14 protein-coding genes are annotated in these 16,478 nt (G+C 72.0%); 13 read left to right on the top strand and 1 reads right to left on the bottom strand.

Annotated features, from left to right (window positions below; translation table 11 throughout):
- The first annotated feature begins 245 nt into the window (after positions 1–245).
- The 6 genes from ACF08W_RS29420 (at position 246) to ACF08W_RS29395 (ending at position 7,212) form a co-directional block, all read left to right on the top strand.
- Positions 246–1,877 (top strand): ABC transporter substrate-binding protein, encoded by a 1,632-nt coding sequence (locus tag ACF08W_RS29420; protein WP_385214115.1) that lies wholly within the window; start codon positions 246–248, stop codon positions 1,875–1,877.
- A 124-nt stretch (positions 1,878–2,001) separates the two neighbouring features.
- Positions 2,002–2,925 (top strand): ABC transporter permease, encoded by a 924-nt coding sequence (locus ACF08W_RS29415; protein WP_352273300.1) that lies wholly within the window; start codon positions 2,002–2,004, stop codon positions 2,923–2,925.
- The gene (locus ACF08W_RS29410) at positions 2,918–3,892 is read left to right on the top strand and encodes an ABC transporter permease (protein ID WP_352273299.1); all 975 of its coding nucleotides are present in this window, start codon (positions 2,918–2,920) and stop codon (positions 3,890–3,892) included. Before ACF08W_RS29415 ends, ACF08W_RS29410 begins: the two co-directional genes overlap by 8 nt.
- Positions 3,893–3,905: 13 nt before the next feature.
- The gene (locus ACF08W_RS29405; protein WP_352273298.1) at positions 3,906–4,883 is read left to right on the top strand and encodes an ABC transporter ATP-binding protein; all 978 of its coding nucleotides are present in this window, start codon (positions 3,906–3,908) and stop codon (positions 4,881–4,883) included.
- The gene (locus ACF08W_RS29400; RefSeq protein WP_392281128.1) at positions 4,873–6,096 is read left to right on the top strand and encodes an ABC transporter ATP-binding protein; all 1,224 of its coding nucleotides are present in this window, start codon (positions 4,873–4,875) and stop codon (positions 6,094–6,096) included. The genes ACF08W_RS29405 and ACF08W_RS29400 overlap by 11 nt, the downstream gene beginning before the upstream one ends.
- Before the next feature lie 108 nt (positions 6,097–6,204).
- Positions 6,205–7,212: a hypothetical protein gene (locus ACF08W_RS29395; RefSeq protein ID WP_392281127.1), complete on the top strand. Its 1,008-nt coding sequence runs from the start codon at positions 6,205–6,207 to the stop codon at positions 7,210–7,212.
- A 19-nt stretch (positions 7,213–7,231) separates the two neighbouring features.
- Here the strand turns inward: ACF08W_RS29395 and ACF08W_RS29390 are convergent, their stop codons facing one another.
- Positions 7,232–9,364, bottom strand: coding sequence for a prolyl oligopeptidase family serine peptidase (locus ACF08W_RS29390; protein WP_392281126.1), 2,133 nt, complete (start codon positions 9,362–9,364; stop codon positions 7,232–7,234).
- 189 nt (positions 9,365–9,553) lie between these two features.
- On the opposite strand from ACF08W_RS29390, the gene ACF08W_RS29385 reads away from it, so the two are divergent.
- From ACF08W_RS29385 to ACF08W_RS29355, 7 genes are all read left to right on the top strand, one after another.
- Positions 9,554–9,748 carry a hypothetical protein gene (locus ACF08W_RS29385; RefSeq protein WP_352273294.1) on the top strand — a complete coding sequence of 65 codons (195 nt, stop codon included), beginning with the start codon at positions 9,554–9,556 and terminating at the stop codon, positions 9,746–9,748.
- Between the two features lie 65 nt (positions 9,749–9,813).
- Entirely contained in the window at positions 9,814–10,713 is a 900-nt protein-coding gene (gene mshB, locus ACF08W_RS29380) for an N-acetyl-1-D-myo-inositol-2-amino-2-deoxy-alpha-D-glucopyranoside deacetylase (RefSeq protein ID WP_385214100.1), read from the top strand.
- Positions 10,710–11,147, top strand: coding sequence for a DUF6113 family protein (locus ACF08W_RS29375; RefSeq protein WP_392281125.1), 438 nt, complete (start codon positions 10,710–10,712; stop codon positions 11,145–11,147). Before mshB ends, ACF08W_RS29375 begins: the two co-directional genes overlap by 4 nt.
- Positions 11,148–11,566: 419 nt before the next feature.
- A complete protein-coding gene (locus tag ACF08W_RS29370) occupies positions 11,567–13,363 on the top strand; it encodes a peptidoglycan binding domain-containing protein (RefSeq protein WP_392281124.1) in 1,797 nt (598 codons plus the stop codon).
- Positions 13,364–13,531: 168 nt separating this feature from the next.
- The gene (locus tag ACF08W_RS29365; RefSeq protein WP_392281123.1) at positions 13,532–14,467 is read left to right on the top strand and encodes an ABC transporter ATP-binding protein; all 936 of its coding nucleotides are present in this window, start codon (positions 13,532–13,534) and stop codon (positions 14,465–14,467) included.
- On the top strand, positions 14,464–15,219 hold the full coding sequence (locus ACF08W_RS29360; protein ID WP_385214088.1) for an ABC transporter permease: 756 nt from the start codon (positions 14,464–14,466) through the stop codon (positions 15,217–15,219). Before ACF08W_RS29365 ends, ACF08W_RS29360 begins: the two co-directional genes overlap by 4 nt.
- The gene (locus ACF08W_RS29355) at positions 15,216–16,391 is read left to right on the top strand and encodes a sensor histidine kinase (protein WP_392281122.1); all 1,176 of its coding nucleotides are present in this window, start codon (positions 15,216–15,218) and stop codon (positions 16,389–16,391) included. The genes ACF08W_RS29360 and ACF08W_RS29355 overlap by 4 nt, the downstream gene beginning before the upstream one ends.
- Positions 16,392–16,478 lie beyond the last annotated feature (87 nt).

The following is a 16,478-nucleotide window of genomic DNA, read 5'->3' as shown; positions in this document are numbered from 1 at the left end:
ATGCGTACATCGGATCAGACCGACTCGCGGTCGATGCGCATTCGATGCACGGCCGTTACCGGGCCGCTGTCGCCGACCCTCGCGTACCGGTCGTACGCCGGTCCGTGCGCGTGGAGCGGAATCGCTCGCAGTGTGCCACTCGGCATCCAGTGCGACGCGCCCGAATGGGTGGGATAGAGGTGCATCACGTCCCTTGTGCGGTGATATTTGCCCTAAGTGAGACGAGCACTACGAGGAGGCACTCCATGCGCGGAGCCACACGGGCCAGGTGGGCCGCATGCGCGGCGGTCGTCGCGCTGGCCGCGACGGCATGCGGCGGCGGGGGCAGCAGCAGTGGCGGCAGTGGCGCGAACGGCATCGTGAGCTCGTCCTGGGGTGACCCGCAGAACCCGCTGGAACCGGCCAACACCAACGAGGTCCAGGGCGGCAAGGTCCTCGACATGATCTTCCGGGGGCTCAAGCGGTACGACCCGAAGACCGGCGCCGCCACCAACATGCTCGCCGAGAAGATCGACACCAAGGACAACCAGAACTTCACGGTCACCGTGAAGGACGGCTGGACCTTCAGCAACGGCGAGAAGGTCACCGCGAAGTCCTTCGTGGACGCCTGGAACTACGGCGCCCTGCTGAAGAACAACCAGAAGAACGCGTACTTCTTCGGCTACATCGACGGCTACGACAAGGTCCACCCCGCGTCCGGCAGCGCCGGCGCCACCTCGCTCTCCGGCCTCAAGGTCGTCGACGACCACACCTTCACGGTCAAGCTGTCGCAGAAGTTCTCCCTCTGGCCCGACACCCTCGGCTACCCGGCCTTCGCCCCGCTGCCCAGGGCCTTCTTCACCGACCACGCCGCCTGGATCTCCAAGCCGATCGGCAACGGGCCGTACAAGGTCGACACGTACACCAAGGGCTCCTCGATGAACCTGCGCAAGTGGGACGGGTACCCGGGCGAGGACAAGGCGGTCAACGGCGGCATCGACCTCAAGGTCTACACCGACAACAACACCGCCTACACGGACCTGACGGCCGGCAACCTCGACCTCGTCGACGACGTGCCCGCCTCGCAGCTCAAGAACGTCAAGTCCGACCTCGGCGACCGCTACATCAACACCCCGGCCGGCATCATCCAGACCCTCGCCTTCCCCTTCTACGACAAGAAGTGGGACACCCCCGGCGGCGTCAAGGTCCGTCAGGGCCTGTCGATGGCGATCGACCGGAAGCAGATCACCGACCAGATCTTCCAGAAGACCCGCACCCCCGCCTCGGACTGGACCTCCCCGGTCCTCGGCGAGAAGGGCGGCTTCAAGGAGGGACTGTGCGGCGCCCCCTGCACGTACGACCCGGCGAAGGCCAAGAAGCTGGTCGAGGAGGGCGGTGGCATCCCCGGCGGCCAGCTCAAGATCACGTACAACGCCGACACCGGCTCCCACAAGGAGTGGGTGGACGCCATCTGCAACAGCGTCAACCGGTCGTTGGGCAACAACCGGGCCTGCATCGGCGCCCCGGTCGGCACCTTCGCCGACTTCCGCAGCCAGGTCTCCCAGCAGAAACCGACCGGTGCCTGGCGGGCCGGCTGGCAGATGGACTACCCGCTCATCCAGAACTTCCTCCAGCCGCTCTACTACACCGACGCCTCCTCGAACGACGGCAAGTGGAGCAACAAGAAGTTCGACGACCTGGTCGACAAGGCCAACGCCGAGGCCGACCGGGCCAAGGCCGTCTCGACCTTCCAGGACGCGGAGAAGGTCCTCGCCGACCAGATGCCCGTCATCCCGCTCTGGTACCAGAACGGCAGCGCCGGCTACTCGGACCGGATCTCCGGCGTGACGCTGAACCAGTTCAGCGTCCCGGTGTACGAGCAGATCAAGGTCAAGTGACCCGTCGGGGCCGGGCACCGGTGCCGACCGCGCACCGGCCGCCCGGCCCCCGGCACTTCGCCCCCCGGGGACCGGACGACCCCCGGCCCCGCGCCCTCGAACCCCGCGACCCCCGGAGCCCCGCATGGGACGTTATGTGATCCGGCGGCTGCTGCAGATGATCCCGGTCTTCTTCGGCACCACGCTGTTGATCTTCCTCATGGTGAACGTGATGGGCGACCCCATCGCGGGTCTCTGCGGCGACCGCCAGTGCGACCCGGCGACCGCCGCCCAGCTCCGCTCGGAATTCGGCCTCGACAAGCCCGTGTGGCAGCAATACGCGACCTACATGGGCAACGTCTTCACCGGCGACTTCGGCACCGCGTTCAACGGGCAGAAGGTCACCGAGCTGATGGCCACCGCCTTCCCCATCACGATCCGGCTCACCATCGTGGCGATCGTCTTCGAGATCGTCATCGGCATCAGCCTCGGCGTCATCACCGGACTGCGCCGCGGCCGCCCCGTCGACACCACCGTCCTCATCCTGACCCTGGTCGTCATCTCCATCCCGACCTTCGTCACCGGCCTCCTCCTCCAACTGCTGCTCGGCGTCGAGTGGGGCGTCATCAAACCCTCCGTCGCACCGGAGGCCCCCTTCAACGAACTGCTCGTCCCCGGGCTGGTGCTGGCCTCCGTCTCGCTGGCCTACGTCACCCGGCTCACCCGCACCTCGATCGCCGAGAACGCCCGCGCCGACTACGTGCGCACCGCCGTCGCCAAGGGGCTGCCGCAGCGCCGCGTCGTCGTACGCCACCTGCTGCGCAACTCGCTGATCCCGGTCGTCACCTTCATCGGCACGGACGTGGGCGCCCTGATGGGCGGGGCGATCGTCACCGAGCGGATCTTCAACATCCACGGCGTGGGCTACCAGCTCTACCAGGGCATCCTGCGCCAGAACTCCCAGACCGTCGTCGGCTTCGTCACCATCCTCGTCCTGGTCTTCCTGGCGGCGAACCTGATCGTCGACCTGCTGTACGCCGTACTCGACCCGAGGATCCGATATGCCTGAGCAGACACCGGGCGAGGCGATCTCGTCGGCCGGATCGGGCGGGGCGATGGACCTCGCCGTGGCGGAGGGCACCACCCTCGAAAAGGCGCCCGGCGGCCCTCCCGGCAGCGGACCCGCCCAGAAGCCCCGCAGCCTCTGGTCCGACGCCTGGCGCGACCTGCGCCGCAACCCGGTCTTCATCATCTCCGCGCTGGTCATCCTCTTCCTGGTCGTCATCTCGATCTGGCCCCAGCTCATCGCCGACCAGGACCCCCTCGACTGCGACCTCGCCAAGGCCCAGCAGGGCTCCCAGCCCGGCCACCCCTTCGGCTTCGACGGCCAGGGCTGCGACGTCTACACCCGCACCGTCTACGGGGCCCGGAACTCGGTCACCGTCGGCGTCTGCTCGACCGTCGGCGTCACCCTCCTCGGCGGCCTCCTCGGCGGCCTGGCCGGCTTCTTCGGCCGCTGGTCGGACGCCGTGCTCTCCCGCCTCACCGACATCTTCTTCGGCATCCCGGTGGTCCTCGGCGGCCTGGTCTTCCTCTCCGTGGTCACCAGCGCCACCGTCTGGCCGGTGATCGGCTTCATCGTCCTGCTGGGCTGGCCGCAGATCGCCCGCATCGCCCGCGGCTCGGTGATCACCGCCAAGCAGAACGACTACGTCCAGGCGGCCCGGGCCCTCGGCGCCTCCAACAGCCGGATGCTGCTGCGCCACATCGCCCCGAACGCCATCGCGCCCGTCATCGTCGTCGCGACCATCGCGCTCGGTACGTACATCTCGCTGGAGGCGACGCTCTCGTTCCTCGGCGTCGGGCTGAAACCGCCCGCCGTCTCCTGGGGCATCGACATCTCCGCCGCCTCCCAGTACATCCGCAACGCCCCGCACATGCTGCTCTGGCCCGCCGGGGCCCTGGCGGTCACCGTGCTCGCCTTCATCATGCTCGGCGACGCGGTGCGCGACGCCCTCGACCCCAAGCTGCGCTGAGGAGCCCGCTGCCATGTTGCTCGAAGTGCGCGATCTGCACGTGGAGTTCCACACCCGCGACGGGGTCGTCAAGGCCGTCAACGGCGTCGACTACTCGGTCGCCGAGGGCGAGACGCTGGCCGTGCTCGGCGAATCCGGCTCCGGCAAGTCCGTCACCGCCCAGGCCGTCATGGGCATCCTCGACATGCCCCCGGGGCGGATCGCCGGCGGCGAGATCCTCTTCAAGGGCCGCGACCTGCTCACCATGAAGAAGGACGAACGCCGGAGGATCCGCGGCCAGGAGATGGCCATGATCTTCCAGGACGCGCTCTCCTCCCTCAACCCCGTGCTCAGCGTGGGGGAGCAGCTCGGCGAGATGTTCGTCGTGCACCGGGGGATGTCCCGCAAGGACGCGAAGGCCAAGGCCGTCGAACTGATGGACCGGGTCCGCATCCCGGCGGCCAGGGAGCGGGTCGGCAACTACCCGCACCAGTTCTCCGGCGGCATGCGCCAGCGCATCATGATCGCCATGGCGATGGCGCTGGAGCCCTCGCTGATCATCGCCGACGAACCCACCACCGCCCTCGACGTCACCGTCCAGGCCCAGGTGATGGACCTGCTCGCCGAGCTCCAGCGCGAGCTGAACATGGGCCTCATCCTGATCACCCACGACCTGGGCGTGGTCGCCGACGTCGCCGACAAGATCGCCGTGATGTACGCGGGCCGGATCGTCGAGGCCGCCCCCGTCCACGAGATCTACCGGGCCCCCGCCCACCCGTACACCAAGGGCCTGCTCCGGTCGATCCCGCGCCTGGACCAGAAGGGGCAGGAGCTGTACGCCATCAAGGGCCTGCCGCCCAACCTGCTGCACATCCCGCCCGGCTGCGCCTTCAACCCGCGCTGCCCACTGGCCCAGGAGGTCTGCCGGGGCGAGGTGCCGCCGCTGTTCGAGGTGGGCCCGCACCGCGAGAGCGCCTGCTACTTCTGGAAGGAGACGCTCGATGCGCGCTGACGAGACGGCGGGCGGCCCCGCGCCGGGAACGGCCGTGCGGACCGGTGAGCCGATCCTGGAGGTCCGCGACCTGGTCAAGCACTACCCGATGACCCAGGGCATCCTGATCAAGAAGCAGGTCGGTGCCGTCAAGGCGGTCGACGGGGTCTCCTTCGACCTGGCCGCGGGCGAGACCCTGGGCATCGTGGGGGAGTCCGGCTGCGGCAAGTCGACCGTGGCCAAGATGCTGGTGCACCTGGAACAGCCGACGGCCGGGGCGATCCGGTACAAGGGCGAGGACATCACCAAGCTCTCGGGCCGCGCGCTGAAGGCGGTCCGCCGGAACATCCAGATGGTGTTCCAGGACCCGTACACCTCGCTGAACCCGCGCATGACGGTCGGCGACATCATCGGCGAGCCGTACGAGATCCACCCCGAGGTCGCCCCGAAGGGGGAGCGGCGCCGGAAGGTCCAGGAGCTGCTGGACGTCGTGGGCCTCAACCCGGAGTACATCAACCGCTATCCGCACCAGTTCTCCGGCGGCCAGCGCCAGCGCATCGGCATCGCCCGCGGCCTGGCCCTGAACCCGGAGATCATCGTCGCCGACGAGCCGGTCTCCGCGCTCGACGTCTCCGTACAGGCGCAGGTGGTCAACCTGCTGGACCGGCTCCAGGCGGAGTTCAAGCTCGCCTACGTCTTCATCGCGCACGACCTGTCGATCGTCCGGCACATCTCCGACCGGGTCGGCGTGATGTACCTCGGCCGGATCGTCGAGACCGGCACCGACGAGCAGATCTACGAGCACCCCACGCACCCGTACACCCAGGCGCTGCTGTCGGCGGTCCCGGTGCCGGACCCCGCCGCCCGCGCGCACCGGGAGCGGATCATCCTCCACGGCGACGTCCCCTCACCGGCGAACCCGCCGTCCGGCTGCCGCTTCCGCACCCGCTGCTGGAAGGCACAGGACCGGTGCGCGCTGGAGGTGCCGCTGCTCGCCGTGCCCGCCGTCTTCCGGCTGCTGGAGTCGCCGGCCGCGCACGACTCGGCCTGCCACTTCGCGGAGGAGAAGCGGGTGGTCCCGCCGGAGGGGCTGCTGGGGGTGCCCGCCCCGCCGGCCGCCGAGGACGTCACCGGGGCGCCGGAGACGGCCGGGAAGCCGGAGACGCCGGAGGTCCCCGGGACACCGGAGGAGCCGGAGCCGCCGGACGGGCCCGGGGAGCCGGGCCGGGCGTAACGCGTACCGGCCGGGAAGCCGCCAAGTCCTCCCGGCCGGTTGCCCGTTCGCGCACCACGCCGGTGCAACCCCTTGTCCGCCGGGCACCACGGTGTGAGTATCGCTCGGGTGATACTGACACGGGGGGCAAGGGTCACCGGCGCCGTCCTGTGCGCGGTGCTCGCGCTGATGGTCGCGGGCTGGATCGTACGGGACATCAACGCGGCCGACGACATCGGGCAGTTGGGTCAGCGATGGGCGGGCTTCTCCGACGCCCGGTTCACCATGCTGCCGACCACGTCGGCGTACGACCTGGTGCTGCTCGTGGTGTACGCCGTCGCGGCCGTCGTCGTCCTGCGGTCCTCGGTGGCCGCCACCGCGCTGGTCGCCGTCGGCGTGGTCACGGTCGCGGTGCGGCTGCCCGGACTCTGGGGCATCGGCCCGTCCTGGTTGGACTCCCGGTTCTCCGACGACCTGCGCACCCGTGCCCTGATCTGCGCCTTCGCCGCACTCGCCGCGGGCATCGCGCTGGTCATCACCGCCGGGGCGGGCCGCCGCCCGGTGCGCGACTTCACCGAACGCCACCCGGCCCGGCCGGGGGCGGGCGCCGGGGTGGTCCTCTTCCTGGGGCTCGGCGCGGCCGCGGCAGTGACGACCGGCTGGGAGATCCGCCAGCGGGTCCGGAGCACCGACCTGCACCTCGGCATGTACCCCGACTGGTACCTGGGCGGGCCCCGGATCTTCCAGCCGCTGACGGACCCGCCGCCCGGCTGGTTCTCCGTCCTGCTGGCGCTGCTCTGCCTGTTCGCCGCGGTGAGCGCGGTCGTCCGCGCCGTGCACGCGCGGCCGTTCGCGCTGATCGCCGCCGCGCTGCTGCTGCTCGAAGGGGGCCTGAGCGTGGCCCGTTCGTTCCACTTCGAACTGCTCCAGCACTTCCTCGACCTGCGCGTCGAGAACGAACTGCTCGTGCTGACCGGCTTCTTCCAGGTGTTCCTCGGGGCCCTGACGCTGCTGGCGGCGGCCCTGCCGGGCCAGGTGCCGCCGGCGCCCGCGCCGCCGGGGCACGTACCGGGGTACGGGGCGCTGCCCGGTCCCTTCGGGCCGCCGCCCCCGTCCCAGCCGCCGCCGGGCTGGTGACGGAGGCGCGGCCCGGTCCTCAGCCCCGGGGCGCCAACGACCGCTTCAGGAAGTCGACCTGGAGCAGCAGCAGGTTTTCGGCCACCTGCTCCTGCGGCGTCATGTGGGTCACCCCGCTCAGCGGCAGCACCTCGTGCGGGCGCCCGGCCGCGAGCAGGGCGGAGGAGAGCCGGAGGGTGTGCGCCATCACCACGTTGTCGTCCGCGAGGCCGTGGACGATCATCATCGGCCGCACCTGCTCGGCGGCCCCGGAGAGCCCCTCGTCGGTGACGACCGAGTTGTACGCGTACACCTCGGGCTGCTCGGCGGGGTCGCCGAGGTAGCGCTCGGTGTAGTGGGTGTCGTAGAGCCGCTGGTCGGTCACCGGGGCGCCGACCACCGCCGCGTGGAAGACGTCGGGGCGCCGGGTGATGGCCAGGGCCGCCAGGTAGCCGCCGAAGGACCAGCCCCGGATCGCCACCCGGCCGAGGTCCAGCGGGAACCGGTCCGCGAGCGCGTGCACCGCCTCGACCTGGTCGTCCAGCGTGAGGAGCAGGTTGTTCTTGACCGCCTTCTCCCAGGCGGGCGAACGTCCGGGGGTGCCCCGGCCGTCGGCGACCACGACCGCGAAGCCCTGGTCGGCGAACCACTGCGAGGTGAGATGCGCGTTCTGCGCGGCGGCCACCCGTCGGCCGTGCGGGCCGCCGTACGGATCCATCAGGACCGGAAGCGGACCGTCCGACTCCTGGTACCCCGTGGGGAGCAGTACGGCGCACGGAATCCGTCGCGCGCCCCCCTCGGTGAGCTGCACCCGGGCGGAGATGACCGGTTCCTGCGCGTGGTTGGCCACGGTGGCGACGGGCTTTCCGTCCCGGAACACCCGGACCAGGGAGCCGGACCGCTCCAGGGTCTGCGAGGCCAGCACCGTCACCCCGCCCGCGCGGACCGCCGTGTGCACCCCGGGCTCCTCCGAGACCCGCTCCACGCCCAGCTCGTTGACCCGGTAGACATGGGTCTCGCCGATCTCCGGCGCGGCCGCCTCCTCACCGGCCGTGGCCGACACCAGGATGTCCGACTCCCCGACGTCCAGCACCGCCCGGAGCTGCAACCGCGCCCCGGTCAGCGGCCGGTCGCCGACCGCGAGCACCCGGGCACCGGCCTCGTCGGCGATCCGCACGAGCTGTCCGTCCGGCGTCCAGGCGGGCACGCCGGGGTAGATTTCCAGCCACACCGGGTCCTCGTCCGCGTGCACCGTCCGGGTCCGCCCGGTCTCCGGGTCCACCGCGAGGTACAGATGGCCGCGCTGGTCGCGGGACTGCACCAGCAGCAGCGGCGCCCCGCCGGACGACCAGTGCACCTGGGCCAGGTACGGGTGGCTCGTCCGGTCCCAGACCACCTCGGTCCGGGCGCCGTCCAGACCCACCACGAAGAGCCGCACCTCGGCGTTGGGCGTCCCCGCCGCCGGGTACGCGATCTCGGCCGGCCGCCGCTCCGGATGGGCCGGGTCCGCGATCCACCACCGCCGCACCGGGCTGTTGTCGACCCGGGCCACCAGCAGCCGGTCCGACTCCGGCGACCACCAGAAGCCCCGCGACCGCTGCATCTCCTCGGCCGCGATGAACTCCGCCAGGCCGTACGACACCTCGTCCGCCTCCGGCTCGGCGAGGGCCCGGTCGCCCTCCCCCTCCACGTCGACGACGCGCAGCGCGCCCTTGGACACATAGGCGATGTGTCGTCCGTCCGGTGCGGGCCGGGGGTCGATCACCGGGCCCGGAACGGGCAGCGCACGTGCCGTACCCGACCGCAGCCCGGCGACGTAGACCTTCCCGGAGAGGGCGAACGCCGCCAGCTCGACGGCCGCGTCCACCGCGTAGCCGACGATCCCCGAGGAACCCTCGCGGCTGCGCTCGCGGCGCGCCCGCTCCTGCGCGGAGAGCCGCTCCGCCGAACCGCCCAGCAGAGTCACCGGATCGGCGACCACCCGCTCCCGCGTCTCCCCGTCCCGGGGCAGGTCCAGCACCCACAGCCGGCCGGAACGATCGGTTCCGGACTCCGAACGGAGGAAGACCACCCGTTCCCCGTCCGGCGAGACGGTGAAGGAACGGGGGGCGCCGAGCGTGTACCGCATGGTCCTGGCGTGCTGACGGGGGAACGAGATCCGCTGTGAAGTCATACGTCGAAACCTAGTCGCCGACCGATCGGTCGGGGAGTGCCCCCCGACCGGGCGTGCGCCCCTCGTGCTGCCGTGCACCGATCAGTGCCTTTCCACGGATAGTTATGATCCGTAGCGCTTGGTGGGTAGGAAACCTGCTGGCTCCATGTGTGCTGCCCGTTTCGACCGTACTGATGGAGGTGAACCGCCGTGGCACTCTCGATTTCCGTGGTGGTGCTGCTGGCGATCGTCGTCTTCCTGCTGATCCGGAAATCCGGACTGAAGGGCGGACATGCGGTGGTCTGCGCACTGCTCGGCTTCTACCTCGCCAGCTCGTCGATCGCGCCGAGCATCTCGAACCTGACCTCGAACGTGGCGGGGATGATCGGCAGCCTCAAGTTCTGAGGCCCGGCCCGTCGACGGCAGGTGCGCGGGCGGGGACCGGGGGGCCCGGCTCGTAGGCTGGTCCCATGACGGACCTCCCTGCCCGGCGCCTCCTCCTGGTGCACGCGCACCCCGACGACGAGTCGATCAACAACGGCGCCACCATGGCCATGTACGCGGCCCAGGGTGCCCGGGTCACCCTGGTGACCTGCACACTCGGTGAGGAGGGCGAGGTCATCCCGCCCTCGCTCGCCCATCTCGCGGCCGACCGGGACGACACCCTGGGCCCCTACCGCCAGGGCGAACTCGCCGCCGCGATGAAGGAGCTGGGGGTCACCGACCACCGGCTCCTCGGCGGCCCCGGCCGCTACCGCGACTCCGGGATGATGGGCACCGCGCAGAACGACCGCCCGCACGCCTTCTGGTCGGCCGACGTGGACGAGGCCGCCGGACACCTGGTGGAGGTCGTCCGCGAGGTCCGCCCCCAGGTCCTGGTCACCTACGACCCCGACGGCGGCTACGGCCACCCCGACCACATCCAGGCCCACCGCGTCGCGATGCGCGCGGCCGAGCTCGCCGCCGACCCCGCGTACCGCCCCGGTGACGGCGCCCCGCACACCATCGCCAAGATCTACTGGAACCGGGTGCCGCGCACCGTCGCCGAGGAGGGCTTCGCCCGCCTCCGCGAGACGGCGCCGGACGCCTTCCCCGGCGTCGCCGCCCTCGACGACGTACCGGGCGTGGTGGACGACTGCCGGATCGCCGCGGCCATCGACGGCACGGCCCACGCCGCCGCGAAGAGCGCCGCGATGCGCGCCCATGCCACCCAGATCGCCGTCGACGGGCCCTTCTTCGCCCTCTCCAACGACCTCGGGCAGCCGCTCTTCACCACCGAGTACTACGAGTTGGTGCGCGGCGACCACGGGGCACCGCGGGGGACCAGGGAGGACGACCTGTTCGCGGGACTGACGGGAGCGGAGCGATGAGCGACGACAGCAGCAAGCGACGCGCACCGGCCCCGGGCCCCGCCGCCACCGGCCTGGCCGCCCCCCTCAACCCCGCCCGGATCGCCGCCTACGCGGGCCTCGCCGTGCTCGGCGCACTCGTCGGGATCGCCGGGACGCTGGTCCAGGCCGCCTGGTTCCCCGGCGGGCTGCTGCTGGCGCTGCTGGGCGCGGCCGGGCTCTTCCTCGGCGGTCGGCTGGTCTTCGGCACCCAGCTCGGGGCGCTGGCCCCCGCCGCAGGATGGCTGATTTCCATCTTCGTTCTGCTGGGCGGGCGTCCGGAGGGCGACTACGTCTTCGGCGACGAACTGGGCCTCGGCCTCTTCCTGCTGGGCGGGATGGCCGTCGCTGTGATCTGTGCCACCATGTCGCGGGTGCCCCGACCGGGCGCCGGAAGCGTCCGGTCCGGCAAGTAAAGTGCCACGTCCGATCCCTTGGGCCGTATCCGGCCGAGCGGGGGACGGGCAGCCGTTTCCCCCGGTCGCGGGGTGGCCGTCGGCTGCGGCCAGTATGGTGGTGCGCGCGCCGAGCCGTCCCCAGGCCCACGGCATGGGGGAAGTACGGGCGGCGGAGCCAATCGGGAGAACCTGCTTTGAGTCGTGAAACTGACAGTACGTCCTCCGGGCCCCAGGGGCGCGGGGGCGCCGCGTACCCTTCGGGGACGCCGCCGTACGGATCACGCCAGTATCCGTCGTCGAACCCTTCGCAGGACGCCCCGGAGGGGGGCCCGGAGGCCACCGACGCGTCCCGGGCCGACGAGCCCAGGACCGAGACGACGCTGACGACGCGGATCCGGATCAACATCCCCGGCTCGCGCCCGATCCCGCCCGTCGTCATGCGTACGCCCGTGGGGGAGGCCGACGGTACCGACGCCGAGCGCACGGGCAGCGTTCCGCGCCCCGCGGACGCGCCGGACGCCTCCGGCGCCGCCCCGGCCGCCGAGTCCCGGACGGCCGCCCCGGCGGCGGAGCCCGCCGAGAAGCCGGCCCGGGAGAAGAGCGGCAGCGACTGGTTCGCCCCGCGCAAGCCCCTCGCGAACACCCCGGCGGCCGGCACCCCCGTCGTCGGCGGTACCCCGGCGGCCGGTACGCCCGTCGTGGGCGGCGGCGAGGGCGCCACGGGTGCGTCCGCCCCGGCCCGCCCCGACCTGCCGTACTTCTCGGACGGCCCGCAGCGCACGGACGGTCAGGGCGCGCCCCGGCCCGACGACTTCGGCGGTCCGCGCCCCACCCCCGACCTCGGGGTGCGCACGCCCGGCCCCGCCGGGCCCACCACGGGACCGGCCACCGGCACCTCCGCCCTCACCCCGGACCTCGACGGCCCGAAGGGCCCCCGCCCCCTCGGCGTCCCGGGCGGTCCGGTGCCCCGGCTGTCGGACGACACCGCCGTGCTGACCCCGCAGTTCGCCGGTCCGGCGCCCGCCGGACCCGGTGGCAACGTGCCGGGCGGCAACGTGTCCGGTGACACGCTCAACAGCGGCATCCCCGCCGTGCCGCCGGAGCGCCGGACGGCGTCCCCGTTCCCGGGCGGCCCCGACGGGGTCCGTGGCGAGCCGTCCCCGGGCGGCCTCGGTGACCCGATGGGCACCGGCCCGGCGGGGCCCGGCGGCCCGGCCGTACCGGCGCCCGCCCCCCGGCCCGAACCGGCGTCCGCGCCCGCGAAGAAGAAGGGCCGCTCCAAGCTGGTCCTCCTCGGCGCGGCCGTGGTCGGCCTGCTCGGAGTCGCGTACGGCGCCGGGCTGCTGATGAACCACTCCGACGTGCCCAAGGGCACCACGGTCCTCGGCGTCGACATCGGCGGCGGCACGAAGGAGGAGGCCGCCACCAAGCTGGACGCCGCCCTCGGCAAGCGCGCCGTGGCCCCGCTCCAGCTCTCCGTGGACGGCCGCAAGACCGAACTCGCGCCCGACAAGGCCGGGCTCGCCCTGGACAGCCAGGAGACCGTGCGCGCCGCCGCGGGCAGCGACTACAACCCGGTCTCCGTCATCGGCTCCCTCTTCGGCACCAAGCGCGCCGTCGACCCGGTGATCCCGGTCGACGAGGAGAAGCTCGGCGTCGCGCTGACGGACCTGGCGGGCGTCTCCGGCTCCGCCAACGACGGCACGATCAAGTTCGAGCCCGACAAGGCCGTCGCCGTCCCCGGGAAGTCCGGCAAGTCGCTGGACGTCGCCCGGTCGATGAACTCGGTGCGCGACGCCTACCGGGCCCAGGTGCAGACCGGCCGCTCCAAGGTGGTCGAACTCCCCGTCGGCACCCACGAACCCACCATCGACCAGGCCGAGCTGGACCGGGCGATGAAGGAGTTCGCGCAGCCGGCGATGTCGGGCCTGGTCACCATCAAGGCGGGCGCCAAGCAGATCCAGTTCGGCCCGGCCAGGTCGCTGCCGCAGATCCTCTCCATGGTCCCGGTCAAGGGCAAGCTGGTCCCCCGGTACGACTCGAAGGCCATCGACACCCTCTGCGACGGCGTCTTCGACGGCATCATGGTCACCGGCGACGACGGCAAGAAGCGCCAGCTCGACGCGGGCGACGTGGCCAACGCGATGCAGAAGGCGCTGCTCGGCAAGACCCCCGCCGAGCGCACCGCCGTCATCGCCCTCGACGGGACGGGCGGCACGGGCGCCACCGGCTGACCGGAGCCCGCACCCCGGGCACGTACCCACCGCCGCCCCGGCCGGACCCTCCGGCCGGGGCGGCGGCGTAGGTCCGGCCCGACGCGCGTGCCGGGCATGACATCTGTCATGCCGAATCCACGAGGAACGGCTCTGCCGCGGGCACCCGTGCTCCGCGACGCTGGATCCATGACGACGACAGCCGACGAGGCCGCCGGGGCGAGGACCGCCGCGGTCCGCTTCACGCAGGTCAGCAAGACGTACGGAGAGGTGCGCGCCGTCGACGGGCTCACCCTCGAACTGCGCCCCGGCGAGACCGTGGCGCTCCTCGGCCCCAACGGCGCGGGCAAGTCCTCCACCCTCGACCTGCTGCTCGGCCTGCGCACCGCCGACTCCGGCAGCGTCGAGGTCTTCGGCACGACCCCGCAGGACGCCATCGCGGCGGGCCGGGTCGGGGCGATGCTCCAGAGCGGCGGGCTGATGGAGGACGTCACGGTCGGGGAGCTGGTCGGCCTCGCCTGCGCCCTGCACCCCCGCCCCCTCCCGGTGGCGGAGGTGCTCTCCCGGGCGGGGCTCGCCCAGATCGCCGGACGGATGGTCAACAAGCTCTCCGGCGGCCAGGAACAGCGGGTCCGCTTCGCGCTCGCCACGGCCGGCGCCAACGACCTGATCGTCCTCGACGAGCCGACCACCGGCATGGACGTCACGGCCCGCCAGGCCTTCTGGGCCACCATGCGCGAGCAGGCCGAGCAGGGCCGTACCGTCCTGTTCGCCACCCACTACCTCGAAGAGGCCGACGCGATCGCCGACCGGGTGCTCGTCCTGCACAAGGGGCGCCTGCTCGCCGACGGCACCGCCGCCGAGATCAAGGCGCGGGCCGGGGCCCGCCGGATCTCCTTCGAGCTGGAGGGTCCGGTCGACGAGGCCGCCCTGCGCGGCCTGCCCCACCTCTCCACGCTCGACGTCACCGGCAACCGGGTCCGCATCCAGTCGCACGACGCCGACGCCACGGTCCACGCCGTCTACCGGCTCGGCCTCTACCCGCGCGCGCTCGAAGTCGCCGGACTGGGCCTGGAGCAGGCCTTCGTCGCCATCACCGAGGCCGAGGAGGCCAGGACCGCATGACGAACCTCTTCTCCGGGGCCCTGATCAGGCTCGAAGTGACCCGCACCCTGCGGAACAAGAAGTTCATGTTCTTCTCGGTCATCTACCCCTCGGTGATCTACCTGCTGACCTCCGGCACCCGGAACACCACCGACCGGGTTCCGCACACCGACCTCACCTTCCAGGCCTTCTTCATGGTCTCGATGGCCTCCTTCGGCGCGCTGACCGCCGTCCTGATGGGCAACAGCGAGCGCATCGCCAAGGAGCGGGAGAAGGGCTGGGTCCGCCAACTGCGGCTCACCGCGCTGCCCGGCCGGGGCTACGTCCTCGCGAAGATCGCCGGCGCCGCCATCGTCACCCTGCCGTGCATCGTGGTGGTCTTCCTGGTGGCCGCCGCCGTCAAGCACGTACGGGTGGAGACCTGGCAGTGGTTCGCGCTGGGCGGCGTCATCTGGGCCGGTTCGCTGGTCTTCGCCGCGCTCGGGGTGGCCATCGGCTACCTGGCCAGCGGGGACGCGGTCCGCCCGGTCACGATGATCATCTACTTCGGGCTCTCCATCCTCGGCGGCCTCTGGATGCCCAGCGCCACCTTCCCGCAGTGGCTCCAGAACATCGCCGAGTGGCTGCCCACGCACGCGTACGCTTCTCTCGGACAGGCGATCGAGATGGGCGGTTCGCCGCACGGCAAGGACGTCGCGATCCTCTGCGCCTACTTCGTGGTCTTCGCGGGCGGTGCGGCCTGGCTCTACCGGAAGGACACCCTGAAGGCGTGAACGACGACGAGACGTCCGTGGGGATCGGACGCCCGCCCACCAACCGCGGACAGCGATGGATCAAGCTGCTCTGGGTCGGCATCTGGCTCGCGTTCATGAGCGCGCCCGTCAGGGACCTGACCGACGGCGGCCACACCCCGTGGGCGACGGCGCTCGGCGCCCTCGGTCTGCTCGCCTTCGTCGGCGCCTACCTGCTCCTGGTCCTGCGCCGCACCCCCCGGGACGGCAACGACCGCGGCGCCCACGCCGCCATCGCCTTCCTCGGCGGACTCGCGGCCCTGCTGACCCTGACGCTCGGTCCCTCCTGGCTGGTCCTCTTCGTCTACGTGGCGGTCTCGGCCGGCGCCACCCTCCCGCTGCGGACGGCCGCGTGGCTGATCCCCGCCGTCACGGCGGTCCTGGTCGGCCTGGGCCTGACCGCCGACCACCCGCGCGAGATCATCACCGCGCTGGTCTTCCCGGCACTGCTGGGCGGCTTCTCGATGACGGGTGTACGGCAGCTGATCCGTACGACGATCGAGCTGCGCGAGGCCCGCGCCACCGTCGCCCAGCTCGCCGCCAACGAGGAGCGGCTCAGGCTCGCCCGCGACCTGCACGACCTGCTCGGCCACTCGCTCTCCCTGATCACCCTCAAGAGCGAGCTGGCGGGCCGGATGCTGCCCGCCCACCCGGAGCAGGCGGCCGCCCAGGTGGCGGACATCGAGAAGGTGAGCCGCCAGGCCCTGATCGACGTACGGAGCGCGGTCACCGGCTACCGCCGCCCCACCCTCCCCGGCGAACTGGCCGGCGCGCGCACGGCGTTGGCCGCCGCCGGTGTCACCGCCGACGTCCCGGCCGAGGTGCCCGGCGACCTGCCGGAGAAGACGGAGGAGGTGCTCGCCTGGGCGCTGCGCGAGGCCGTCACCAACGTCGTACGCCACAGCAGGGCCAAGCGGTGCGCCGTCGCCCTCACCCCGCGCCAGACCCTGGACGGCCCGGTCCTCGAACTCACCGTCGCGGACGACGGGGTGGGCCCCTCGGGCAGCAAGCCGGGCAACGGCCTCACCGGCATCGGCGAACGCCTCGCGGCGGTCGACGGCACGCTCACCACCTCGGCGTCCGGCCCGGGGCTGGGGCCCGGCCGGGGCAAGGGCTTCACCCTGACCCTGAGCGTCCCGCTCGCTTCCGCCTAGGACCTGTCTTCAAACTGCCGCCTGCCGTGCGGCGCCCGGCACGCACGCTCGCCGCGTTGTCGGGGTCACCCCGATACATCCAGTATC

Source organism: Streptomyces sp. NPDC015144 (assembly GCF_043079735.1).
In the GTDB taxonomy this organism is placed as follows: Bacteria; Actinomycetota; Actinomycetes; order Streptomycetales; family Streptomycetaceae; genus Streptomyces.
Note: the sequence above shows the minus strand (reverse complement) of the source record. Positions and strands in the feature narration are given on the sequence as shown.

Excerpts from the sequence above, each read along its gene's own strand:
- ACF08W_RS29420 (WP_385214115.1), top strand. The coding sequence starts at position 246 with ATGCGCGGAGCCACACGGGCCAGGTGGGCCGCATGCGCGGCGGTCGTC.
- ACF08W_RS29415 (WP_352273300.1), top strand. The coding sequence starts at position 2,002 with ATGGGACGTTATGTGATCCGGCGGCTGCTGCAGATGATCCCGGTCTTC.
- ACF08W_RS29410 (WP_352273299.1), top strand. The coding sequence starts at position 2,918 with ATGCCTGAGCAGACACCGGGCGAGGCGATCTCGTCGGCCGGATCGGGC.
- ACF08W_RS29405 (WP_352273298.1), top strand. The coding sequence starts at position 3,906 with ATGTTGCTCGAAGTGCGCGATCTGCACGTGGAGTTCCACACCCGCGAC.
- ACF08W_RS29400 (WP_392281128.1), top strand. The coding sequence starts at position 4,873 with ATGCGCGCTGACGAGACGGCGGGCGGCCCCGCGCCGGGAACGGCCGTG.
- ACF08W_RS29390 (WP_392281126.1), bottom strand. The coding sequence starts at position 9,364 with ATGACTTCACAGCGGATCTCGTTCCCCCGTCAGCACGCCAGGACCATG.
- mshB (WP_385214100.1), top strand. The coding sequence starts at position 9,814 with ATGACGGACCTCCCTGCCCGGCGCCTCCTCCTGGTGCACGCGCACCCC.
- ACF08W_RS29375 (WP_392281125.1), top strand. The coding sequence starts at position 10,710 with ATGAGCGACGACAGCAGCAAGCGACGCGCACCGGCCCCGGGCCCCGCC.
- ACF08W_RS29370 (WP_392281124.1), top strand. The coding sequence starts at position 11,567 with ATGCGTACGCCCGTGGGGGAGGCCGACGGTACCGACGCCGAGCGCACG.
- ACF08W_RS29365 (WP_392281123.1), top strand. The coding sequence starts at position 13,532 with ATGACGACGACAGCCGACGAGGCCGCCGGGGCGAGGACCGCCGCGGTC.
- ACF08W_RS29360 (WP_385214088.1), top strand. The coding sequence starts at position 14,464 with ATGACGAACCTCTTCTCCGGGGCCCTGATCAGGCTCGAAGTGACCCGC.